At 42.2% G+C, this 25017-nt stretch carries 16 protein-coding genes and 2 pseudogenes; 12 read left to right on the top strand and 6 right to left on the bottom strand.

The window, feature by feature from the left end; all coding sequences use genetic code 11:
• The first annotated feature begins 202 nt into the window (after positions 1 to 202).
• The 3 genes from ORI98_RS09385 to ORI98_RS09375 all read left to right on the top strand — a co-directional run bounded on the left by ORI98_RS09385 (position 203) and on the right by ORI98_RS09375 (position 3537).
• Positions 203 to 697: a VC2046/SO_2500 family protein gene (locus ORI98_RS09385; protein ID WP_261299349.1), complete on the top strand. Its 495-nt coding sequence runs from the start codon at positions 203 to 205 to the stop codon at positions 695 to 697.
• A 140-nt stretch (positions 698 to 837) separates the two neighbouring features.
• The gene (locus tag ORI98_RS09380) at positions 838 to 1125 is read left to right on the top strand and encodes a YfcZ/YiiS family protein (RefSeq protein ID WP_261299350.1); all 288 of its coding nucleotides are present in this window, start codon (positions 838 to 840) and stop codon (positions 1123 to 1125) included.
• A gap of 195 nt (positions 1126 to 1320) precedes the next feature.
• Positions 1321 to 3537, top strand: coding sequence for an EAL domain-containing protein (locus tag ORI98_RS09375; RefSeq protein ID WP_306135054.1), 2217 nt, complete (start codon positions 1321 to 1323; stop codon positions 3535 to 3537).
• Between the two features lie 45 nt (positions 3538 to 3582).
• Here ORI98_RS09375 and ORI98_RS09370 read toward each other — a convergent pair whose 3' ends face one another.
• Together ORI98_RS09370 and ORI98_RS09365 are read right to left on the bottom strand one after the other, a co-directional pair.
• Entirely contained in the window at positions 3583 to 4092 is a 510-nt protein-coding gene (locus ORI98_RS09370; RefSeq protein WP_306135053.1) for a YchJ family protein, read from the bottom strand.
• Positions 4092 to 4667, bottom strand: coding sequence for a DUF4440 domain-containing protein (locus tag ORI98_RS09365; RefSeq protein ID WP_306135052.1), 576 nt, complete (start codon positions 4665 to 4667; stop codon positions 4092 to 4094). Before ORI98_RS09365 ends, ORI98_RS09370 begins: the two co-directional genes overlap by 1 nt.
• A gap of 111 nt (positions 4668 to 4778) precedes the next feature.
• Between ORI98_RS09365 and ORI98_RS09360 the strand changes: the two genes are divergently transcribed.
• On the top strand, positions 4779 to 5381 hold the full coding sequence (locus tag ORI98_RS09360) for a Smr/MutS family protein (protein ID WP_306135051.1): 603 nt from the start codon (positions 4779 to 4781) through the stop codon (positions 5379 to 5381).
• An 87-nt stretch (positions 5382 to 5468) separates the two neighbouring features.
• Here ORI98_RS09360 and ORI98_RS09355 read toward each other — a convergent pair whose 3' ends face one another.
• Entirely contained in the window at positions 5469 to 7340 is a 1872-nt protein-coding gene (locus tag ORI98_RS09355) for a M2 family metallopeptidase (protein ID WP_306135050.1), read from the bottom strand.
• 191 nt (positions 7341 to 7531) lie between these two features.
• Here ORI98_RS09355 and ORI98_RS09350 point away from each other — a divergent pair, with 191 nt between their 5' ends.
• Together ORI98_RS09350 and ORI98_RS09345 are read left to right on the top strand one after the other, a co-directional pair.
• A complete protein-coding gene (locus ORI98_RS09350) occupies positions 7532 to 8176 on the top strand; it encodes a TetR/AcrR family transcriptional regulator (protein ID WP_306135049.1) in 645 nt (214 codons plus the stop codon).
• An 18-nt stretch (positions 8177 to 8194) separates the two neighbouring features.
• Positions 8195 to 10471, top strand: coding sequence for an acyl-CoA dehydrogenase (locus ORI98_RS09345; RefSeq protein WP_306135048.1), 2277 nt, complete (start codon positions 8195 to 8197; stop codon positions 10469 to 10471).
• Between the two features lie 748 nt (positions 10472 to 11219).
• Here ORI98_RS09345 and ORI98_RS09340 read toward each other — a convergent pair.
• From ORI98_RS09340 to ORI98_RS09330, 3 genes and pseudogenes are all read right to left on the bottom strand, one after another.
• Positions 11220 to 11708, bottom strand: a pseudogene (locus tag ORI98_RS09340) (IS3 family transposase); the annotation flags it as partial.
• An 80-nt stretch (positions 11709 to 11788) separates the two neighbouring features.
• On the bottom strand, positions 11789 to 13312 hold the full coding sequence (ltrA, locus tag ORI98_RS09335) for a group II intron reverse transcriptase/maturase (protein WP_371931141.1): 1524 nt from the start codon (positions 13310 to 13312) through the stop codon (positions 11789 to 11791).
• Positions 13313 to 13977: 665 nt separating this feature from the next.
• Positions 13978 to 14388: pseudogene (locus ORI98_RS09330) on the bottom strand (IS3 family transposase); the annotation flags it as partial.
• 569 nt (positions 14389 to 14957) lie between these two features.
• Between ORI98_RS09330 and aguA the strand changes: the two are divergent.
• The 6 genes from aguA to ORI98_RS09300 all read left to right on the top strand — a co-directional run bounded on the left by aguA (position 14958) and on the right by ORI98_RS09300 (position 25005).
• Complete coding sequence (aguA, locus tag ORI98_RS09325; RefSeq protein WP_306135047.1) at positions 14958 to 16070, top strand: agmatine deiminase; 1113 nt, start codon at positions 14958 to 14960, stop codon at positions 16068 to 16070.
• 128 nt (positions 16071 to 16198) lie between these two features.
• Positions 16199 to 17902 (top strand): amidase, encoded by a 1704-nt coding sequence (locus ORI98_RS09320; RefSeq protein WP_306135046.1) that lies wholly within the window; start codon positions 16199 to 16201, stop codon positions 17900 to 17902.
• 200 nt (positions 17903 to 18102) lie between these two features.
• Positions 18103 to 18912, top strand: coding sequence for a RecX family transcriptional regulator (locus ORI98_RS09315; protein ID WP_306135045.1), 810 nt, complete (start codon positions 18103 to 18105; stop codon positions 18910 to 18912).
• A gap of 813 nt (positions 18913 to 19725) precedes the next feature.
• Positions 19726 to 21321, top strand: a complete 1596-nt coding sequence (locus tag ORI98_RS09310) for an amidohydrolase family protein (protein WP_306135044.1) — start codon at positions 19726 to 19728, stop codon at positions 21319 to 21321.
• A 243-nt stretch (positions 21322 to 21564) separates the two neighbouring features.
• Positions 21565 to 23274, top strand: coding sequence for an amidohydrolase family protein (locus ORI98_RS09305; protein ID WP_306135043.1), 1710 nt, complete (start codon positions 21565 to 21567; stop codon positions 23272 to 23274).
• Between the two features lie 147 nt (positions 23275 to 23421).
• Positions 23422 to 25005 carry an amidohydrolase family protein gene (locus ORI98_RS09300; protein ID WP_306135042.1) on the top strand — a complete coding sequence of 528 codons (1584 nt, stop codon included), beginning with the start codon at positions 23422 to 23424 and terminating at the stop codon, positions 25003 to 25005.
• Positions 25006 to 25017 lie beyond the last annotated feature (12 nt).

Raw genomic sequence — 25017 nt, 5'->3', positions numbered from 1 at the left:
GGAGAAGGATTCGAACCTTCGAAGGCTGAGCCGTCAGATTTACAGTCTGATCCCTTTGGCCACTCGGGAACCCCTCCTCAATTGCGGCCGCCATAGTAGACAGAATCCCATTATATGTAAAGTCAAAAAATGAAAATTTTATTAAAGTTATGTTCCGTTTGGTCGATAAAATAGCATTGAGTCGTAATAGTGTTGTTTTTATATGCAAATTGAGTCACTGCTGGTTAATGAATTACAATTAGGCAGTCGTTTAAATGCTGCGGTTGAGCATCAACGCCGAGGCGAATTTGGCTTACTGTTGGCGTTGCTTTCAGCCGATAGTACAGACATGGCTCAATTTCAATTCGATAAAGATCTTACAATCCATCAAAAGCTGTATAAAAAATTTGAACTGCCACAGCCACAAGCGCTTGTTGATGACCTGTCTACAACAAGCCGACACAATGACAATGCCTCCGTATTCCACGCACAAGGTCTGCGTCAGTTTCACCTGCAACAAAATTTGACGCCAGAAGCCATTGTCATTCGTGGCAAGCATCAAGACGGAATAGCACAAGTATTGAGTAACACCAGCGTGTTAATTAAGTCAAAATACGAAAATAATTCAATTCAGCCAGATTTACTCGAAGATATGCATTTTATTGAACAATTAGAACGACAACGCCAAATAAGCCAAACCATGCAATTAACGGCGTAAAAACTAGAGTTATATTTACTTTGGTGTTTGTGTATGAAGGTTATTGCTCTATAGATATGTGAGCTAAGCATAAGCAATTTGATATAGGCTAGCTTATGATGTTGTTTTTGGTTAGCTAGTGAAAAAGAGTGAAAAACGAGATGGTTAAAAAAATTCGTGAACAGCAGCAAAATGTGAATGATACTTGCACCGACTGCGGCAGTTTTGTCGATATTGGCGCTGTAATCGATGAGCATGATACAGAGCTAACGTTAATTTTTAATGGCGAAAACGCCAAATTTGATGCTCAAGAAATTGTTAATAAAGCGACACAACGTTTTGAGCATGTCGTTGTTGATCTCAGCGACGTAGACAATAGCATCAAGTTGACGCTCACTTTTGCTGTAACAGTTGAAAAAATGTTGTTCCAACTTGAAAATAGATTCTGAATTAACGTTACACCACAATAATTTGCGGTATAATCTATCGCAAATAACATAATAAACCTGTTAATTTAGAGGGTTAATGATAAGCGTATTTTTAAGCTCCCAATGGGGTGCATTTGAATATCTGCAAGTTACTACAGGGTAACTAGAACAATAATTCAGCAGAGTAGCAATGCACGATGTCTTTTCGGGAAAATAATGACACAAGAACAGAACCGGCACCTGTTAGAGTTAATTGTAAACTCTAGTGCAAAACAGCAGGGGAATTTTACTAAAACCTCTGAATTGGTTAGTAGACTTTTGCAGGAACATTTTGTTGCCTCATCTGTCTCTGTTTGGCTGTTTGACGAAAAATTTGATAGTGCCCACTCTGCTAATGACAGTAATCAAGTATCATTCAACTCTTGCTCTAAAAGGCAAATCGCCCATTACTGTGAAACCGATTTAAATCAATCAAAGACCATTTTTGAAGATCCACAATCAGAAATTCAATTTAGTTTTTTTGATGAGCTAAGACGTTACCGCTTTATTGCTGCCGATATTATTACCGCTAAAAATCAGTTGATCCATTCTTTTGACTATTATCAACGCCACTCAATACAGAGTACTTTGAATGTGGCAATACGGATCAATGGTCACATTGAAGGTGTATTAACCATTGAATTTAAACAGCCATTTGAATGGCTGCATGATCAAATTCAAATTGTTATTCAGTGTGCTGATCAGCTTGCGCTAACGCTTGCCACACGTTACTCCTACGATAAGTCTGAACAAATCAATTTATTGCGTAATGCCGCGGAGCATTCAGATCATGTGGTCATGATTGTTAATCTTGACACCTTGATGGTGGATTATGTCAATTTTGCCCATCAAAACATGACTGGGCTATTACGCAGTGATATAGAACATCATAGTGTGATGAATCTTGATATTTTTAGAAACAAGCCTGACGTATTGCAATATGTTCTGGATAAGTTGACTAAGAATGAAAGCGTGGTTGGTGATATTAAGCTAAAACGCATCGATAACCGCGAGTATTGGTTGCATTACCATGTGACAGGTTTTACGACGCAATTGGGTAATAGTTACGCATTGGTTTCAAGTTACGATATTTCATCAGAATTTCAACACAAAGCTGAATTAGAACGTTTAGCATGGCATTGTAGTTTAACCGGATTGCATAATCGCTCTTTTTTCACCCCAATACTTGATAGGGCTACTGATGGAGTATTACTGCTTGTCGATTTATTGGGTTTTAAACGGTTTAATGATTCCCATGGGCATGAGCAAGGTGACTCTTTACTCATCGAAGTCGCTAGACGCATTAAACACTTTGGAGCAAACCATCAAGCTATCAATGTAGCTCGAATTGGCAGTGACGAATTTTGCATTTTACTCCCTAAATTACCTCAAGACGGTGTAATAGAGGATATTGTCAGTAAATTGATGGCCAATCTCTCTGCTTTTGCTTTAATAAACCGTGAAAAAGTAGAGCCCAAACCCGCTGTTGCCGTAGTTGATATTGCATCTGTTGTTCATTATTTTTCGCCATTATCATGCGCAGATATAGCGTTACAATATGCTAAGAAAAAGTCTTTAGAACACTATCAATTTTTCAACCAAGATTTACTGGAACAATTCAAAAATAACGCTGAAATAGAAAAAGACCTGCAGTATGCAATTAAAGGTCGTCAATTTGAGTTGTATTATCAACCGTTAATGGATCTTCAAAACCATCGCTATATTGGTGCGGAAGCATTAATTAGATGGAACCACCCTAAAAAAGGCGTGTTGTATCCAGGTGCATTTATCGACATAGCTGAACAATCAGGCATGATTAATGCTTTAGGCGCCTGGGTGCTTGAAAGTGCTTGCAAGCAACTTAACCTTTGGCAGCATAAAAATGTCGATATCACTATGCATGTTAACGTCGCGGCAAGGCAGTTTTTCAGCGGAGATCTTTTTGATCAAGTATGGGATTTATTAAATCGCTATCGCATCAAACCCAAAAGTTTAATTCTGGAAATTACTGAAACAGAGTTGATGGGCGACATTCGTTATGCGACTCATTTATGCCAAGAATTAGCAGACTTAGGCGTAGGCATTGCGATTGATGATTTCGGCACGGGTTACAGTTCTATGAAGTATTTAAAACAGTTCCCCATTAGCAAACTCAAAATTGATCGTTCATTTATCATGGACATTTCATCCAGTAAGCAAAGCCGTGAAATTGTCAGTGCGATCATTGCTATGGCAAGAGCACTGAATATCTCAATTACTGCTGAAGGTGTTGAAACAAAGGAACAAGAAGAGTTTCTTGAGAAAATGGCTTGTGAGCATGCTCAGGGCTTCTTATACAGCCCTGCGATACGTGTTAATGATTTCAACAACTTCATTTTAGCTAAACTGCAGTAATGTAACCAACTCCAAGTGCCGCTTTAGTGTGATAACTCGCGCTTTTTACCTGCCACAACACAGCTTAAACTTTTTACCGCTATGACAAACACAAGCATCATTGCGTTTGGGCAAAGCCGCTTCCATTTGAACCCCTTGGGTGTAAAACCATTGACCATTTTGTTGCACAAAATGAGAGCGTTCAAAAATTGCATCGACACTTTTACCGTGTTTATACCATGCTTTAAAAGTAACAAAGGCTTGCAGGCTGCTTTCTAAATCTGTTACAAAATCAACGTGATGACTATCAATTAAGCCATGCTCTAACACGGTCAAGCCTAACCACTGGGTGTTACCTAATGCTAATTGCGCAGCCGTTAAGCCGTTGAGATAACTCTGATGGTGAGTTTTAATGAGATAATCAAATGCATTAACCACAAAAGCACAATAGCGTGAACGCATTAGTTGCTCAGCACTTTCGGCTTGTTCGGCGTTTGTATGAAATCTCTGGCAACACTCTTTATAAGCTAGCTGACTGTTACATGGGCAGGGGTGGGTTTCGGCAAATGTTATCATTATGGCTGTGGTGTGCTGTGTTGTATAAATTGGCGGCCATAATACCAATTTGGCATAGGCTTGGCGCTATAATAAAACTCTGGTTTAGAGCGGGTGTTAGAATCAACGCTAATTTTCCATTCGCCTTTTGACGTTCGTGTTGAGACAGTCACAAACTTACCAGCAAACTCACTTACCGGTTCGCCTGAATCGTCACCAGGGTGAAATTTTACCAAATAATAACCAACATCAGTTGATTGATTATCAGAAAACTGTCTCATAACGACTCTAAAATCGATTTCAATTTTGGCTTGTTTATGGCGGATTTTATTGAAGAACTTCTGATATAAATCAATAATTTTTTCACGCCCGAAAACAATGCCTTTGTCTTGTGTTTCAGAAATATACACAGCATCATCAACATAAATATTATTAACAATATCCATGTTCAGCTGTTCAAACCCTTGAGCAATAAACTGGTAGTTTTGATTGAGTTTATCGTTATCCACTTGAGTATTGCCATAGCAAGGAGAAACACTTGCAATAATTAGCAAGCCAAGTAATACGGGGATAAATGACAGTTTAAAAAAATTCATTAAAGCGATTTTCTCATCCGGTTGATCTGAACCACAACATGGCGTGTACTATAAATTATTATGCCGCATCGCAATAGAACATAATCATTACAAATTGTGTAGGAGGTCATTGTGGAACGACTAGATGACAACAGTTTATTTTTTCAAGAGATGGCAGATGTTAAGCCGCTAAAAGCAAGCCAAAAAACACAATCGGATGTATTTACCGTGCAGCTTTTGCCAACATTAGGGCAGTTAGCTAAACAAGCTGCGTTAAATGAACACGAGCTATTAGCCATGCTACCTATTGTACCTTTCGAGTTTCCTACTGTATCGCCCGATGTCGTGGTCAGTGAGAAACATGATGGTATGCAAGACGAAGTCTACAAGAGGCTCAGACAGGGAAAGTATGACATTAAAACGATTTTAGATGTGCATGAATACAGCTTACCACAAGCAAGGAGCAGTTTAGTTAATTGCATATTTGCGGCAATAGCACGTGGCGAGCGAAATATTTTAGTGATTCACGGTAAGGGATATCACAGTAAGCCGTATCCTGGCTTAATGAAGAGTGCTGTTTGTCACTGGTTGTCGGTTATTGATCAGGTAGCTGCTTATCATAGTACAACACGTGAACAAGGCGGCACAGGAGCTTTATTTGTTCTACTCAAAAAATCATCACAACAAAGAATAGAAAACAGTGAGCTAAACAGAAAGGGTGGTGGTTTTAGGTAAATCAAAACGCCAAATGATTTTGGCGTTTTGATTTAATAATCAACAAAGCACTAATACAACGAATAGGCTTAGATTAATATTTGTTGTTTACCAACCGCATTGACGGCTCGCTTGTGTATTTTGTTCATCCAACCACACTTGTAACGGCGCAAAATAATCGAGTACCGCTTTCGCATCCATTTGCTTGGTCCCGGTAACGACATTTAATGCTTCTGGCCATGGCTGACTTGCACCCATTTCCAGCATTTCATTTAATTTCGAGCCAGCTTCTTTATTACCATAAATACTACAGCGGTGAACTGGTCCAGTATCGCCAGCGATATCACATAATGCTTTATGGAACTGGAACTGTAAAACGTGTGCAAGGAAGTAACGGGTATAAGGCACATTCCCTGGGACGTGATATTTAGCCCCGGGGTCAAAATCCATTTCGGTGCGCGCAATTGGTGCTTTTACGCCTTGATATTTTTCACGCAATTGCCACCATGCTTGATTGTATTGTTCTGGTTTTATCGTGCCGTTAAAAACCTGCCAACGCCATTGATCAATCATTAACCCAAACGGCATAAAGGCAATTTTATCTAATGCTTGCTTAAGCAATAAACCAATATCTTTATCGGCGTCAGGTACTGTGTCGAGCAAGCCTATTTGTTGCAGATATTTTGGCGTGATAGAAAGCGCTATCGTGTCTCCAATGGCTTCATGAAAGCCATCATTGGCAGAGTTTTTAAAGATAAACGGTTGCTCTTTATAAGCGCGCTGATAAAAATTATGTCCTAGTTCATGATGGATGACGGTAAAATCTTCAGATGTTTTTTGGATACACATTTTAATACGAATATCATCTAGGTTATCCAAATCCCAAGCAGAAGCATGACAAACAACATCACGATCTTGCGGCTGAACAAACATCGAACGAGACCAAAATGAATCAGGTAACTTGTCAAAACCCAGTGAAGTAAAGAAACCTTCAGCCTGTTTTACCATTTTGACTTCATCATAATTGTTTTCAGCCAGAAGGGCGGTGACATTATAACCAGGGTCAGCATTGTCAGGGGCAACGGAATTGTAGATTGTGCCCCATTGCTGTGCCCACATATTTCCTAGTAAGTGTGCAGGAATAGGGCCTGTTTTAGGGGCGACCTCATCACCGTACTTTTGATTTAATTCACCGCGTACATAGCAGTGCAGCGAATCATATAACGGCTTAATTTGTCCCCAAAGGCGGTCTAATTCAGCAGAAAAGTCTTCGGGTTTCATATCATATTGACTACGCCATAATTCAGACAAATCCTGATAACCTAGATCGCGGGCACCTTCATTGGCTAATTCTACTTCACGCTCAAATAATGGTCGCATTGGCTTAGCGATGTCACGCCAGCCTTGCCATGCTTCTAATAGAACAGCCGGATCGCTTGATTCAGCCATAAGATTAGATAATTCTGGCTGGGTTAAACATTTACCATCGGCAAAACAATATTTGCCTTTTCCATATAGGCCGTTAAGTTCAGAACTGATTTTAGCCAGTTCAGCATTTTTTAGCGGATCTAATGGTGCGGGTAACACTAAGCTGCTACGTAAACTGTTCAGCTTACGCGCGTTAATGGGATCTAACTCCACATTGGCATATTTTGCGGCTTCAGTAGCATAGCGAACGGATGTAGAGATAACCTTTTCACCCATAGCAGCAGAGAGGGCGGCAGTGTCTTCAGTAATGAAATTGGAATATATCCATTCAGCACGATTTGCTTCTATTGATAGTTGGGCTAAATCGGCCTCAGCTTGATTAATAAATGCAATCGCTGAACTAGCATCAATTGTGTTGGTTTGTTGAGAAACACCATTAGCTGGCGCAGCATTACTTTGGCTAACATTATCACTTTCACTACAGGCAGCAGTTCCCAACACCAATGCAACAAGTAATGCAGTTTTAGACGGTCGTTTTAAAGGCAAATTCATTTTATTTTTCCTTATTGTTATTAGTCCTATAGTGTACCTAAAAACTTTGTATATTGCATGCAAGTTAAAACTGTTGGCTTTATGTGGGTGTTTGTGGTTTTTTTGCTAACTAAATAAGCTAAATTTAAATTGACATCTGTTCGCTCAATGATTAATTTAAACGGGTGTTTAAATTGAGAGTGAGTTAGAGGATGGCAGGTCGTACTGATACGAAAACAAGAATTCTAGACGCAGCAGAAAAACTTTTTGCCGAGCGAGGATTTTCAGAAACGTCTTTGCGTTTAATCACCAGTAAAGCAGAAGTGAACTTAGCATCGGTTAATTATCATTTTGGCTCGAAAAAAGAATTAATACGGGCAGTGTTAGCACGTTACCTAGATGTGTTTATGCCAACGGCTGCCAGTGAAATAAAAAGACTACATTTAGCACCAGAGCATGCATCGTTGAATGAAATATTTTCGGCATTGATTAAACCATTATTAGAACTTAACAAAGTTCGAAATGGTGGCACGATTATATTTTTACAACTGTTAGGTCGTGGCTATATTGAAAGCCAAGGTCACTTACGTTGGTTTATCACCACGCATTATGGCCAACACTTAACGACATTTGTACAAGCAGTATCAGCAAGTGCGCCTCATATTCCACCGGCTGAAATGTTTTGGCGTTTGCATTTCACCCTAGGCACCATTGTATTCACTATGGCGTCAGCTGATGCATTAAATGAAATTGCCGCTTCAGATTATGGTGAACATAATAATACTGAAGCCATTATCCGAAAAGTAATCCCCTACATGGCAGCAGGTGTTGCTGTGCCAGTTATATCTAACGAGTAAAACTTAAGAAGGTTAAAAATGAGTATTCTTATATTACTAATCATTGCCGTTGCAGTACTCTTTGGTGTGCGCAGTGTCAGGATGCAGGTTATCACGCGTCCCGCATTTACATTTTTCAAAAAAGTGCTGCCGCCACTATCAAGTACTGAAAAAGAGGCGATGGAAGCAGGGGATGTATGGTGGGAAGGTGAGTTGTTCCGTGGTAAGCCTGACTGGAATAAACTTCATGGTTACGCAAAACCGACATTAACGCCAGAAGAACAGAGCTTCTTAGACAATCAGGTGCAAACAGCGTTAACGATGATCGATGATTTTGATATCGTTCATAACCGCAAAGATCTTCCACCAGAGCTATGGGAATACTTTAAGAAAGAAGGTTTCTTTGCGTTAATTATTCCTAAAAAGTACGGTGGCCGCGAGTTTTCTGCTTATGCTAACTCGACTATTGTTGCCACAATTGCAACTCGCAGTGTTAGTGCCGCAGTAACAGTAATGGTGCCTAATTCGTTAGGGCCTGGTGAGTTATTGACTCACTATGGTACCCAAGAGCAAAAAGATCGCTGGTTACCTTCTTTAGCTGTTGGTAAAGAACTACCGTGTTTTGCGTTAACAGGGCCTGAAGCAGGCAGTGATGCTGGCGCAATTCCTGATATCGGTGTTGTCTGCCGTCAAGAGTTTGAAGGCGAAGAAACCTTAGGTATTAGCTTAACCTGGAACAAACGTTACATCACCTTAGCTCCGGTCGCTACCGTACTGGGTTTAGCGTTCCAAATGCGCGATCCAGATAAGCTATTGGGCGATAAGAAAAACCTTGGTATTACCTGTGCGTTGATCCCAACCGATCACGTAGGTGTTGAAATCGGTCGTCGTCATAACCCATTAATGATGGCGTTTATGAATGGTACAACAAGCGGTAAAGATGTGTTTATCCCATTAGATTGGATCATTGGTGGTCCACAATATGCGGGTAAAGGTTGGAGAATGTTAGTTGAGTGCCTATCAGCGGGACGTGGTATTTCATTACCTGCACTTGCAACAGCATCAGGTCACGTTACCACCAAAACCACTACTGCCTACAGTTATGTACGTCAGCAATTTGGTATGCCAATTGGAAACTTTGAAGGTGTTCAAGAAGCATTAGCGCGTATTATTGCCAATACCTATCAGTTAGAAGCCGCGCGTCGTCTAACAACAACGGGTATTGATGCCAACGTCAAGCCTTCAGTCGTCACCGCTATTGCTAAATACCACATGACAGAGTTAGGTCGTGATGTGTTAGAAGATGCGATGGATATTCAATCAGGTAAAGGGATCCAGTTAGGGCCTAAAAACTATTTGGGTCATGCTTTTATGGCTAACCCAATTTCAATTACCGTTGAAGGTGCAAACATTTTAACGCGATCGTTGATGATTTTTGGTCAAGGGGCAACCCGTTGTCATCCATACGTGCTTGCTGAAATGGAAGCTGCGGGTATGGAAGATGAAACGGCTGCAGTCGATCGTTTTGACCAGTTATTATTAGGCCATATTGGTTATGCAACTCGTAATGCGCTTAGCGCTTTTGCAAATGCATTAACTGGCAGTCGTTTTTCATCATCACCTGTAAGTGGGCCAACCCAAAAGTACTATCGTGATATGAATCGCATTTCGTCTTCATTGGCGATTATGACTGACTTATCGATGTTAATCATGGGCGGCGATCTTAAACGTAAAGAAATGATTTCAGCAAGAATGGGTGATGTACTCAGTCAATTGTACCTAGCATCTGCAACATTGAAATTCTATGAAGACAATGGCCGCCAACACGATGATTTACCGAGTGTGCATTATGTGATGACTGAACGTCTTCACTTAGCAGCTAAAGCGTTAGAAGATGCGATTCGTAATTTCCCAAGCAAAATTGCGGGTATATTACTAAAAGTGTTAATTTTCCCATTAGGTAATCACTTTACCGCCCCAAGCGATAAAGCGGCAGTTGAATTAGTAAAAGCTATGCTGAAGCCAAGTCCTGCACGTGACCGCATTACCTTTTTGTGTAGTGAGTTTGAGGGTGACACTGGTGGCATAGCAGAAGTAGAAGATGCATTCCTTGCAAAATATGCAGCAAGAGATTTGTATAAGAAACTGAAAAAAGCACAGCGCAGTGGTCATATTAAATCAAAATTACCTATGCTTGAATTATTCGAAGTAGCATTAGAAAAAGACATTATTACTGATGCAGAATATCAACAATTATTAGAAGCTGATAAGAAGCGTTTAGCGGCTATCAACGTCAATGATTTTGAAAAGCTATAACCTTCTAAGATAAATATTTAGCTTAGATACCAACCCCAAAAACGCTGACATTGTTCAGCGTTTTTTATTTTATGATAAAAACTGCCAAGTCAATTTCAACAAGATAGGATCTCTGCAACATGACGTTTTTATTTAGCTAGGGAAAATGAAAGGGAATGATATTGAGTCCAACATAATGATATGGATAGTAATCAATTGCCTGCAGCATGGGTGTTCAGGATGAACGGAATGTCGTGGTCAGATCAAGTCTGAGCTAGTACAATTTATATCTTCGATTTAGCTTCATTTGAGATAAGTTTTGATTTTAAAGCTAGCTTGGTTTTTGCCCCAACGTTTGCTTGGAATATGGCCTAAGGCCACTAACGTCGTGGCGCTTCGCCCACACCAGACCAAAGGGGCAAAACGCACGCTTTTTTACAAAAGAAGCCTTTGGAAACCCTCAGCGCCCCAGACGAAAAATGCTGAGAAGCGCATAATTTTCGATGGGGATCGATCCTGCTTTTAACCTCATCTGTAATCTGCTTCGGCCATTGTCACCTAATATAAAAAATATCCTAACGCTTCCGATGGGCCGTCCATGGCCCAACGAAAGCTAGCGTAGCATCCATGCCAAGCTCGCAGCCTTTTTTCGATGACCTCAACATCCAAGCTTTTCTTATGGAATTGTTACGAATGAAGTTAAATCGAAGATGTGAAAATTTCGGGTGCAGATGAGCCAGCGAGTATCCAAAACATGGATGTGTAGCGGTCAAGTAAAATTGGCCACGGTTTTAGAGTCATTCCAATATAAACGTTCTGACTCATTTGGCGTTAACCCACCATTATATTGATGGGGTCTGGTTTCACTGTAATATCCCGTGATGTAGTTTGTTATTTCTTTATCTGCTTCTGTAAAATTACCATAACCATTTACTGGCACCCATTCAGATTTCAAACTTCTAAAGAAGCGCTCCATTGGTGCGTTATCCCAACAATTCCCGCGACGACTCATACTTTGCTCAATTTGAAGACGCCATAATAACTGTCTGAATTTCAAGCTTGTGTAATGCGAACCTTGATCACTGTGATAAATCACATTCTCAGGTTTACCCCTTAACTCAAACGCCATATTCAAGGCTTTGCACGTCAGTTCGCTATCTGGCGATAATGACAAGGCCCATCCCACAGGTTTGCGGGAAAATAAATCTAGAACAACCGCTAAATATGCCCAACGATTACCGACCCAAAGTAGAGTAAGAGGCAGAGCGTAGTCGAGCTATTTCTCTGCTTCTCCTCTCCGAACCGTACGTGCACCTTTCAGCGCATACGGCTCTCCGCTTAATTGTGGCTAACAGCCATGGCAACATCGCTATAGCGAGACGTGACAGTATTTCTAATTTCATCTCTGAGGTAGGGATTTGCTTCTGGTGATCGCCATCTAAAGGGTAATTTAGGGCTACTCACTAATCTAAATAGTGACGCGCCACATAAATTTCCACGATTGCTTTTACCAAATAACACCCATGTCGTTGCCTGATTTGGTGTCGGACGTTTGATCCATTTCATCATTAACGATTTAATAGAACAACGATATTTCCTAGCCAACCACTTAGCGAGTTTCCAGAAAATAATACGATCAATTTTGCTGTAAACTTTCGCGGTGTAATCAGTATGTCGATAAAATTGTGCCCAACCCTTAAGTTTGCGATTGAGTTGTTCCACTTTGTCTATCTTGCTACAGCTATGATCCCCTGATAAAGCCTGACTCAATGAATGAGAAAATGCTTTGGCTTTACCGTTTGGAATACCAGACACCACTCGCATATTTCCCTTAGGTCCACGCTTTCGAATGATCCTATGTCCGAGAAATATAAAACCGTCATTCACATGTGTAATATGAGTTTTATCCATATTTAACGTGAGTTGCAGCTTACCTTCTAGGAAGTGTCGACATTGGTCCCGAATTGCCTCTGCTTGTTGTTTATTGCCTTTGACAATCACTAGAAAGTCATCAGCATAACGGCAATAAGCAACGGCAGGTTTCCATTGTCTGTTTTCCTCAACCGCAGGTTTTCGCTTGATTTTGATACTGTGGTTCCAGTACCAGCGGTCTTTACGGGCTTTCTTGCTCAAGTAACATTTATCCAAATATTGATCGAACTCATTAAGCATTATGTTTGACAATAACGGAGAAATTACACCACCTTGTGGTACGCCTTCGCTTGTTGCACAAAATAGGTTACGTTCAATGTGTCCAGCTTTAATGAAGCGCCAAAGCAAATCATTAAATCGACGGCAGTTGATCCGTTTACGAACACATTTCATCAATAATCGATGGTGAACTGTATCAAAATAACTTGATAAGTCACCTTCAACTACCCAGCGGCCTCTAGGCTCCTTGGATTCAGTCATTTGTAGCTTAACTGTTCTAATGGCGTGATGGACGCTACGCTCTGGTCTAAAACCATAGGACAACGAATGAAAATCATTTTCCCATATCGGCTCCATTGCCATGAGCATGGTACGTTGAACTATTCTGTCCCTAAGCGTCGGTATACCTAAAGGACGTAGCTTTCCATTGGCCTTGGGGATATAGATCCGTCTAGCAGGCATCGGTTGATAGTTAGCTGACAGCAGATCATTTCTGATCTCATCAAGATAACCAGCCAGATTAGCCTGTATATGAATCTTTGTTAGTCCATCAACACCAGGCGTTTTAGCGCCTTTTGAAGAAAGCGTTACTTGTGCCGCTTGGCGAAGCCAATGTGGATGACTGATAAGGCGCAACAGTCGATTAACGCGGTGCGCTTTATCGGTTGCTGTCCATGTTGCTAATTTGCGTTGCATTTCGCTGATTATCAAAGGTCTTCACCTCATTAAGGTCAGATAATTTGCTCACGCAAATCAATTAAACTGCGTCCCTTCGCCATGTAATGGGCTTTCCCCATCTCAGACTACTACGAACGCTCCGCCAGCTTGCTTGTCATCGGGGTCGTGCTCCCTTAGCATTCAAAACAAACCTTCCCCGGTTTACCTACCTGAACTCGAGCATATTGGGGTGGATGCCGATCGCAGTCTTTGACCTTATCATTCTGTAAGGTGATGATGCTTAAACGCAGAATTGTGATTTAACGTTTATCCATTAAATAAGTACATATTTATTACTCATTAATTCGGTAATAGTGCCCATACATTTAGCACTATTGCAGCACCATATTACCTATTAATTCGTGTAGGCAATGGCGACGTTTCAGCCCATAGATGCGGGTTAATCGGTTCATGTTCTTCATCCGTCCAATACTTAGTCTAGAGGAGCATCTTGGCTTAACGAATTCGCCTCACTCCCCGTTGTCAGCGAGTTACATCACCTTATCAGCATACGATAAGTCACTGCCGCTCAGACTCAACTATCTGCACAACCAGATAGTGCCATAAACAATGTAGCTCCTGCCGTAGTGTTCATGTATTTCAGATAGACTCGTGGTTCATTAAAGCATTCCGTGCTAGTGCTGAACTCCGGGCACACCATACGTCACGTCGCCACACCACACTTTATTTGGTTGGGTAACAGCAAACTGTCGATTAAGCGTATTAGGGATAGCAACATGCTCTTGTGTTGCTTTCCTATAAGCATGCTTAGGCTGCTGACAACTCACTAATCCAAGTTTGAGCATGAGATTTCGAGCTCGATAACGACTGAGTTTAATCCCTTTGTTCGTCACTAATTGCGCTATCGTTCTAGCACCGGCAGAGCCATTACTAATACGATGCGCGGCCTTCACTTCACTACATAAAATTGTAAAATCAGCATCGATATGGTCTTTTCTTTTTAGCCAATATTTATAGCTACTTCGATGCACTTTGAATGCATTACAAATTGTAAGAATAGAGTGGCTCTGCTTGAGTTGGCTGATTAGCGCAAATTGTTCATCGAGTCTGTAGGTGGCCAAAATAACTATGCCACTACAGTTTTACTATCTTCGTTATCGTGATCTAGTCGATTAGATTGTCAATTGATACGTCTGAACAAAGCATTGCCTTTGCCATGTTTTGAATTGTTATGGTAAAACCAGTTTATTATTACAAGACACAATAGGGCAAAATTTAACCCAAATGTTATGTTTTTTGGCTAATGTTAAAGCTATTCACTTTGCTACGTAATGAGCTAATAAAACATCAATTGATGAAGTTTCTTCATATCAGCAAGTAGGTATAAAAACATATCATTAGCTGTGATTTATCATTAATCATCCCCACATCCATGTTATCGCCTAAAAATTCATATCAATGTTCTACATTCAACTATTTAGCCTAGGCAGTCTTAAGTGATATGATATATAACTGTATGCCTACTAAGCTAAAACTGTGTCAGTTGAAACGTGAAAATATCGGCCTTTTTTGTATGGCAATTGCGATAATTTGATTTAAATTTGATGTATTTTTATTCTTCCGCCCTATATGAGGGCGCAGCCTTTAGATTATTTCAGCATTACTGGAGACAAATCTCATGACCAACGTGAATGTGGATGCCGCTATGTTAACGACTAAGCCATCCCAAGATGGATTTAGCATGCCTGGTGAGTGGGCACCGCAGCAAGCGGTATGGATGATTTGGCCACATCGTCCAGACAATTGGCGCTCAGCAGGTGCTTATGCTCAGGCGACGTTTGCTAAGGTTGCAGATGCCATAGCTCCAGCAGCACCTGTTTATATGGGCGTACCTAAAGCATTTTTAGCCCAAGCTAAGACTGTTATGCCGTCACACGTTACTTTAGTTGAAATTAATAGCGATGATTGCTGGGCTCGTGATACTGGCCCTACTGTTGTCGTCAATTCCAAGGGGGAATGCCGTGGTGTTGATTGGGGATTTAATGCTTGGGGCGGTTTAAATGGCGGTTTGTATTCGCCATGGGATAAGGACGAACAAGTCGCACAAAAGATGTTATCTGTGCATGGTTTTGAGCGTTATCAAGCGCCGCTGATCCTTGAAGGTGGATCAATTCATGTCGATGGTGAAGGTACCTGTTTGACCAGTGTTGAATGTTTACTTAACAGTAACCGCAACCCTGATCTAACCCGTGAACAGATAGAAGCATTACTATCTGACTATTTAAATGTGCAACAGTTTATCTGGTTAGAAGAAGGCGTTTACATGGATGAGACCGACGGACATATCGATAATATGTGTTGTTTTGCTCGCCCTGGAGAAGTGATTTTACACTGGACTGATGATCAAACAGATCCTCAATATCCTCGTTCAAAAGCGGCTTTAGAGGTTTTACAAAATACGGTTGATGCACAAGGTCGTAAGTTGAAAATTCATTTATTGCCACAACCAGGTCCTTTGTATTGCACAGCTGAAGAAGCGCAAGGTGTAACCCAAGGATCGGGTGTGCCTCGTACAGCGGGTGAACGTTTAGCCGGTTCTTATGTTAACTTTTTAATTACTAACCAACGAATTGTGTTCCCACTGCTTGACCCTCTAACGGACGATATTGCTGCACAAAAATTGCAGGAGATTTTCCCTGAGTATGAGATTGTTGGCGTACCAGCCCGTGAAATCTTATTGGGTGGGGGTAATATTCATTGTATTACCCAGCAGATCCCTTCAGGGCGATAAATAAAAACCAAGACCAATATGAAGACAGTGAATAATTAATCACTAATCACTAATCACTGTCTTTGATGATATCTATCTTTTAGAGCATTGATCTTCTACACAATTGCCTTTCAATAAGAGGTCGTAACATGTTTGAAGTAACTGAAGTTTCCATTGCTGAGCTGCGTGCCGCCCTAGAGTCCGGTCGTACCACAGCAGTTGAACTGGTTAAGTCTTATCTCGCAAGGGTGGAAGCTTATGACGGCCCAGCAACAAACACCAAGCTAAACGCGCTAGTGGTTCACAACCCTGACGCCATAAAAGAGGCTGAAGCTTCTGATGCGCGCCGCGCTAAAGGCGAAACACTGAGCCCACTTGATGGCATTCCTTATACTGCAAAAGACAGTTATTTAGTGAAGGGGCTTACGGCCGCATCTGGCAGTCCTGCATTTAAAAATTTAGTAGCCCAATACGATGCTTTTGCGGTCGAGCGTCTTCGCGAGGCTGGAGCCATATGTTTAGGTAAAACTAATATGCCTCCTATGGCAAATGGTGGCATGCAACGCGGTCACTATGGTCGCGCCGAAAGTCCATACAATGCTGATTACTTAACAGCACCCTTTGCATCGGGGTCTTCAAATGGCGCTGGCACCGGTACGGCTGCAAGTTATTCTGCTTTTGGTTTAGCAGAAGAAACCTGGTCGAGCGGTCGTGGGCCTGCATCAAATAATGGTTTGTGTGCCTATACTCCGTCACGGGGCGTTATTTCTGTGCGCGGTAACTGGCCGTTAACACCGACTATGGATGTTGTGGTGCCTTATACCCGTACAATGGCAGATATGCTTGAAGTACTAGATGTTATTGTTGCTGATGATCCTATTACCCGTGGCGACTTATGGCGTTTACAGCCTTGGGTAGACATCCCTAAAGCATCAAGTGTGCGTCCACAATCTTATTTAGATCTGGCAGCGCAAGCTGACTCCCTCAAAGGCAAACGTTTTGGTGTGCCACGCATGTACATCAACAAGGACGAATTGGCTGGCACCAGTGAAAATCCAGGCATAGGTGGTCCTACTGGCCAGCGCATTAATACCCGCGCATCGGTGATTGATCTTTGGCAAGCTGCCCGTAAAGCGCTTGAGTCTGCCGGAGCTGAAGTGGTTGAAGTGGACTTTCCGTTGGTGTCAAACTGCGAAGGTGATCGCCCAGGTGCGCCGACGGTATTCAATCGCGGCATTGTGACTCCAGAATTTCTTGATGATGAGCTGTGGGCATTATCAGGCTGGGCTTTTGATGAGTTTTTACGTGCCAATAATGATCCTAAATTGAATAAACTGGAAGATGTGAATGGTTATTTGATTTTCCCGCATGATCTTGGCACCTTGCCGAATCGTGAGGGAGATCTTGCCGCAGGCATGGATGAGTATGTCAATATGGCTAAACGGGGTCTAAAATCCTATAACCAAATTGATAGCATTCCGGATGGACTGCGTGGTTTAGAAAAAACCCGTAAGCTGGATCTGGAAGACTGGATGGACGAACTCAAACTTGATGCTGTGTTGTTCCCAACGGTGGCTGATGTTGGACCTGCTGATGCGCATGTAAATCCTGCGTCTGCAGATATTGCGTGGAGCAACGGTATTTGGGTGGCTAACGGCAATCTTGCTATTCGCCATTTAGGTGTTCCGACCGTTACTGTGCCGATGGGCGTTATGGCTGATATTGACATGCCAGTGGGTTTGACTTTTGCAGGCCGTGCTTATGACGACAACAACCTACTGAGGTTGGCTGGGGCGTTTGAGGCAACAGGCAATAAGCGCATGGTCCCGCCTCGCACACCATCACTGAGTTGATAAATATTTAATTAATATATATCGAATTAATCACTACTCATTTTTGACAATCGGGATTGGCTTCTTAAACCAATCCCGTTTTTGTATTCAAAGATAAATTCAGCCTCAACCTTCTAATTTTAGTAATCTTGATAGTGGATTTGAGCTACAAATGAGTTCTGCTAAACTGGTCATTTACTCAATCGGTCAAATAATTCTTCATGCAGCAAAAGACATTACGCCAAGCCAAAACCATTGATAACGTGTTCAGTAATGCTTATTGGCACCTTGGTCAACAAGACTTTACCATTAATGAAATCCGCACCAAGCTTGAACGAAAAACAGACAATCAACAGTGGATTGAAACCGTTATCACCCAGTTAGTTGATAATGGTTATTTAAAAAATGACTATGAGTTTGCTATTCGTTATTGCGAGTTGGCTTTTAGCAATCAATTGGGTAAAGGTGCAATAAAACGTAAATTGCAATTGCGCGGGCTAAATATTACTGATATCGATAATGCGATTGAACAAGTGATGGAACAGCAAAATATCGATTCTTATGCTTTGGCCACATCAAGACTGCTCAGTAAGTTTGATGATTTTCATCATACTAGTCGAGAGAAAATCTTTAGCCAAATGACTACCAAAGGGTTTTCGCGTGTTGAAATTGAATATGCATTCGCACAGCATCCGCAGCGGGACACTTTACGAAGTAAATTGGCCATAAAAGCCGATAAAGTCGATTTAAAGGCTGAAATTATTAAGCTGTATAAAAAAGGTAAGGGTAAAACATTAATTTTTCAGGAGCTAAAACAGCGGCTGATAGATATGAGTGAATTTGAAGACGCCCTGTACCAATTAGCATTAACGGATGAAGTTGATTTTTACCTCAGTTGTAAAAATGAGTTAGCAAAAAAACGTTACGATTTATCTGATTACAAACAAAAGTCTAAAGCCTATGCTTATTTAAGCCGTAAAGGCTTTGATAGCGAACAAATAAAACATGCTATGTCTGATGAAGAGAAATAATACCCACGTTTAACATCATTGATGTTTGCTTTTGGCGCTAATCCACGGAATACCACAATCAGCTAATACTTAAATAATCTGCTCAAATGGCTTTGTTGGCTATTATCTCGCTAAATGTCAGCAACATCCAAATGGTAAGTTGCCACATACAAAATAGCTCTTCCACTTTTTGATACTTTGCCATACATCATTTAAAACACAGCTTTAACAATGAAAATATCCATTTGGGTCATTGAATAATTGCGTTTAGGAATTTAATCTTATTTTAAGGTATTCCACATTTGAGAGTCATTCAAACTACAGTTGAGGTGAATAATGAGTGTAAAAGGGATAGTTGCCATTATTACAGGTGCGACAAGCTGCATATGATTAGAGGTCATAGATGCTTGTGCCGAACTGTAGCAAAGGAGGCTGCACCTCATGGCATTAATGCTAATGTCATTTTACCTGATTATGATAGAACGCTTTAGTTGAGAAGCAATTACCGTAGCAGGCAAAAAAACTTGGGCTAAGTGAAGATGAAGTTATTCACAATGTATAACTAAAAGCTACTGTTGACGGCGAGCTCACTTCACTTGAGGATGTAGTAAAAGCAGCTGTGTTTTTAGCGGGCTTTGAAAGTTGTGCTATAACTGGACAATCATTAATTGTAAGCCATGTTTGGTTCAAGGAGGAATTCAAAATTAACCTTGTTTAGGTATTGGTAATATCTTAATATGTAAAATGCGGCTAAAAACTAATAAGTATTTAATTTTAATTGTTATTTTTGTTAAGTACCATGAGTTCAATGATCATATTACGAAAGGATTTTGTATGAAAAAGCGCTATTTAGTTGTTTGTTCAATGTTGTTGAATATACTGCCATCTTCCCCTATATATGCACAAGATTACGATCTGGTTATTAATGGTGGTAGGGTGATAGATCCTGAAACCCTCTTTGATGACATAGCAAATGTCGCTGTAAAAGACGGCCGAATCGTTGCGATTTCTAAAAAAAGTATGAAGGGTAAAGAAACTATCGACGCGAAAGGAAAAATTGTCGCGCCAGGGTTTATCGACACCCATTTTCATTTTCAAATGCCGATCGGCTATTCCCTTGGGCTGCGTGACGGCTTGACCAGCAGCATGGATTTAGAGATGGGCTGTGCGGGATCCTATATTGAAAAGTGGTACAAGGCGCGCGAAGGTGTGGCTGGTGCTAACTACGGCTGTGCGGTGAGTCACGAATTTGCCCGCGCGAAGGTTATCGACGGGTCAAACGGCGATTACTTGCTAAACGGTCCCATAGCCGCTCTTGAAACCCGCAAGAAAACCGGGTGGAGCGTGACGCGTCCGACTTTAGAGCAAGGTAACAAGATCCTCGAAGAGATTGATAAGGGGCTACAGGCTGGCGCACCTGGTATTGGCAGTACTGTGGGCTATATGCGAGAAGGGGTATCTTCACGCGAGATGTTCGAGGTGCAGAAAGTCGGCGCACGCTATGGCCGCGCGACCGGAGCTCATACCCGCTATACGCTCGGCACAGACACCACAGAGGTTAACGGCGCGCAAGAACTCATTGCCAATGCGCTAGCGCTCGACGCACCGGCGATCGTTTTACACTTCAACAACCCCGGCTGGCGCGTGACGCACGAAATGATTACCGGGCTTCAAGCGCAAGGTCACAATATATGGGGTGAAATTTACCCGTATGCTGCCGGTTCCACCCCGATGAATGCATCGTTCCTGAAGCCTGAGAGCTGGGTTGACGATCTAGGCCACCGCTACGAAGATACCATGCTCGATCCGGAGACCGGTAAGTACTACACGTTAGAGACCTATAAGGCTACCGTCGCATCTGAACCAACGAAACCGATTGTGATCTTCAAGATGCCCGCCGAAGACGAAGCAAAATGGCTGACGCTGAAAGGGGTAACCATGGCCAGTGATGCAACGGCTGCCACGCCGTACGACGCAGCGTGGGATTACCCGATGGCGAAGTTAGGTGGCACCCATCCCCGCACGGCCGGTGCCCGTGGTGCGACAATTCGTCTTGGTCGGGATAACAATATTCCGATGATGCAACTGATGTCTATTCTGAGTTACAACGCGGCTAAACACTTAGGTGATACGGGGCTGAAGTTTATGCAAGAGCGCGGTCGTATCCAAGAGGGTAAGGTTGCCGATATCGTTGTTTTTGACCCTGAATTATTCAAAGACAATTCAACCTATCAACAGGGCGCGATCCCTTCAACGGGTATGAAAGCGGTTATCGTCAATGGTAAGGTCACTGTGCGTGATGATGAGCTACTTCCCGTTTTTGCGGGACAGCCGATCCGCTTTGAACCTGAAACTAAGCCGCGCTTCGAACCTATTTCACTAGAATCGTGGAATAATACCTTTTCAACAGGTATGCCTGATTTCCATTAACAAAAAGAGGCTGGATCAGGTCAATATTAATCTCATTGCAGCCTTTAAATACTCGATTTCTAGTACGGCATATTTGTCGTACTGGATTTTTGTGCAAAGTGAAAAATTCATATTTTAATATATGTAAATAATGACACAGGAGCGGGTGCACAATTAAATCGGTATTAATAATCTTTTTGGCATAACTTATTTTAAGTAGACAACCTCAACCTAGTTGAGATTAAACTTTACAGGGGCATTATTATGAAAATAAAAGTTCAAACTAAACTCAGGCTAACTGCGCTCAGCTTAATGGCCATTTTAGGTACCGCAATATCCTTCTCAGTAATATCCGAAACCTTCGATGTCGTTATCAATAATGGTCGAGTTATGGATCCTGAAACTCAGTTTGATAATGTTGCCAATATTGGTATTAAAGATGGCCTTATTGCAATCATTACCAAGCAGGAAATCAGTGGCACTGAAACCATTAATGCAGAGGGCTTGGTTGTAGCACCAGGATTTATCGATACCCATTATCATGCGACTGACCTGTTCGCCAGTAAGATGGCTTTAAGAGATGGTGTCACTACCGGTATGGACCTTGAAGCGGGTTCATTTAACGTCAAAGGTTGGTATGACGAAAAAGCCAAGACAGGTTGGCAGGTAAACTATGGTACTAACGCCAGTTTGTTATATTCGCGTATGGCCATTCATGACCCAGAGACAAATCTAAAAGCGCCCATCGATTTTTCTAATATCCCAACTTATGCCGCCAAGGCGTTGCAGGATGGGGTGCAAGGTTGGGCCGAAACTAAATCGTCCATTGAGCAGATGAACCAAGTTATGTCGTTAGTGGATGAGGATTTACGCCAAGGTGCCCTTGGTATTGCTGCGCCAATTGCTTATATGGCCAAAGGGATCACTAGCTACGAGTTGTTTATCGGCCAAAAGGCTGGTGCAAATTACGGCCGCCACACATCGGTTCATACCCGATACCATCTGTTATCTGAAACACCAACAGAAGCCCCCATTGCTTTTGATGAAGTGTTTACCAATGCGATGTTGTTAGATGCGCCTTTATTAATGGCGCATAACAATGATTATGGCTGGTGGGAAATTGAAGAGAAATTACAACTTGCTCGTAAAAAAGGCCTCAATATGTGGTCAGAATATTACCCTTATGCCGCAGGCTCAACCGCTATTACGGCTGCTTTTTTAAGTCCTGCTGAGTGGGTAGAAAAACGCGGTTACCGTTATGAAGATACCATTTACGACCCTATTGATAATAAATACCTCACCAATGAAACCTATGCTGCATTGATGAAAAAAGATCCCGGTCGCTCAGTTGTGGTTGAGTTTCCTTATCGTAAAGAGTGGATGAATCATTGGTTAGCTGTGCCACATATGACGATTGCCAGTGATGCTATGGCTGGTGTTGGTGATGATGGCAAATTATTACCTTGGGATGCAGATTGGAGCGAATATCGTGGTCATCCACGCACTTCAGGATCCCGCGGTGCTGTTTTACGTATGGCGCGTGAGCAGGGTGTACCACTTATGTTTACCATTTCACAAGCCAGTTACTGGCCAGCAAAACACCTAGGTGATTCAGGGCTTGTGGCTATGCAAGAACGTGGTCGTCTGCAAAAAGGTAAAATTGCTGACATCACCATTTTTGATCCTAAAACGGTTACCGACAACTCTAGCTTTAAAGTCGGTGAGCATGGAACGCCTACCACAGGTATCCCATATGTGGTTGTTAACGGTAAGCTTGTCGTAAAAGACAGTGAAGTGCTACCAGTTAAAGCGGGCCAAGCGATTAGATATCCTGTTGAAGCTAAAGGACGGTTTGTGCCAATTGAAAGAGCGGGTTGGTTAAATCAACATACTATTGGTTTAAACCCTGATCTAGTAGAGGCGCATTTAGACGATGACTCTGGTGCAGGTGCGCAGCTAAAACAACATAACTAAACTTGGGTTCAAAGCTGAACTCAATCAGCCACATTTTATCGATTTAGAGGGTGATTCGAGTTCAGCTTGAATATCAGAGCAGTAAAGAAGTAGCGATAGTTTTTAAAATATTCAAATTTTTAAATGGAAGTTAACAAGGAAATTGTGATGAATATAAAAGTTCACACTAAAATTAAGCTGACTGCAGTTGGTTTAATGGCGGTGCTAGGGACGGCTTTATCCTTCTCTGCTGTATCGGAAACCTACGATGTCGTTATCAATAACGGCCGAGTAATGGACCCTGAAACTAACTTTGATGGTGTTCGCAATGTCGGTATTAAAAATGGCAAAATTGTGGTTATCACTGAAAAGGCAATCAGCGGTAAAGAAACCATCAACGCCAATGGGCATGTTGTCGCCCCCGGCTTTATCGATCCACATAGTCACAATGTATCAACACCGTTCGGTCAAAAACTAGCGTTGCGAGATGGTGTAACAACGCCGCTGGAACTCGAGCTTGGAGTGCTTCCGATTAATTTTTGGTATGAGGGAATGAAGGGGAAATCGCAAACCAATTACGGCGCATCCGCCAGCCTTGAGGCGGCTCGTGAGAAAGTGCTCAACCCCAAATATAAAACCTTTGATGGAGCACTCATCAATGATGCCTCGATAATGGATGAGGCCCATCTCACCATGGCGTGGTCCAAGAATGTTGCTACCGACCAGCAAGTGGATCAAATTATCGCTTTGGTGGAAGAGGGATTAAAGCAGGGTGGCCTTGGCGTTGGTTATACGCCTGGCTACATGGTCCGCGGTGCAAGGACGGAAGAAGGGATCGGTGCCCAAAAACTGGCGGGAAAGTACGGCCGTTTTGTTTATTTGCACGGTCGTTTCTCTGGACAACTACCGCCCAATGACGGTTTAACAGGAGTGCTGCAACAGCTGGGGGCCGCAGAGGCATACGGCGGCGGCCTGGTTGTCGCTCACATGACAGCGCAGACTTTGAGTCAAACACAGCAGGCGCAGGCTCTCATTGATGCCGCAGCTAGGAAAGGTATACCTGTGGTGTCTGAAATTTATGCCTATACCTATGGCTCCAGCATCGTCGCTGCGGACTATCTCGAACCGGACAATTACCAAAATAACATGGGTCATGATTACAAGGACATTATCAACCTGACGACCATGCAGCCGTTAACTAAGGAATCCTACGAGCAATTGAAAAAAGATGCTCCCACCACTAACGTAACATTTGAAAATGCCAAGAAAGAAGACCTCTATTGGGCGCTTTCCCATCCGACTTCCCTCATAGGCAGCGATGCGTTTCCCGGTGTTTCCAAGCTGGATGGTTCTCTGCCTAAAAGTTGGGACACGCCTTATGAATCTGTCAATGCTCACCCCCGAGGTGCGGGTACACATGCGCGTATTTTTAAGTTGGTACGTGAAGATAATCTGATGCCCTTGATGCTTGCAATTTCCAAGATGACCTACATGCCGGCCAAATTCCTGCAGGAAAACGGTGTTGTGCAAATGTCTAACAAGGGACGGATTCAGCTGGGAAAAGACGCGGATCTGACAATTTTCGATCCAGCCACTATCAAAGACAACGCGACACCGCAGATGGGGACCTTACCATCGACGGGTATTCCCTACGTCATCGTCAATGGCAAGATCGTTGTCAAGGACTCCAAGGTTTTGAAGGATGTCTTTCCCGGTCAGCCGATCCGAGCATCGAGCATCAATGTTTTATAGATTTAAAGAGTG

This window comes from Shewanella sp. ULN5 (assembly GCF_030731885.1).
Taxonomy (GTDB): Bacteria; Pseudomonadota; Gammaproteobacteria; order Enterobacterales; family Shewanellaceae; genus Shewanella; species Shewanella holmiensis.
This window is presented reverse-complemented; position numbering and strand designations above follow the sequence as displayed.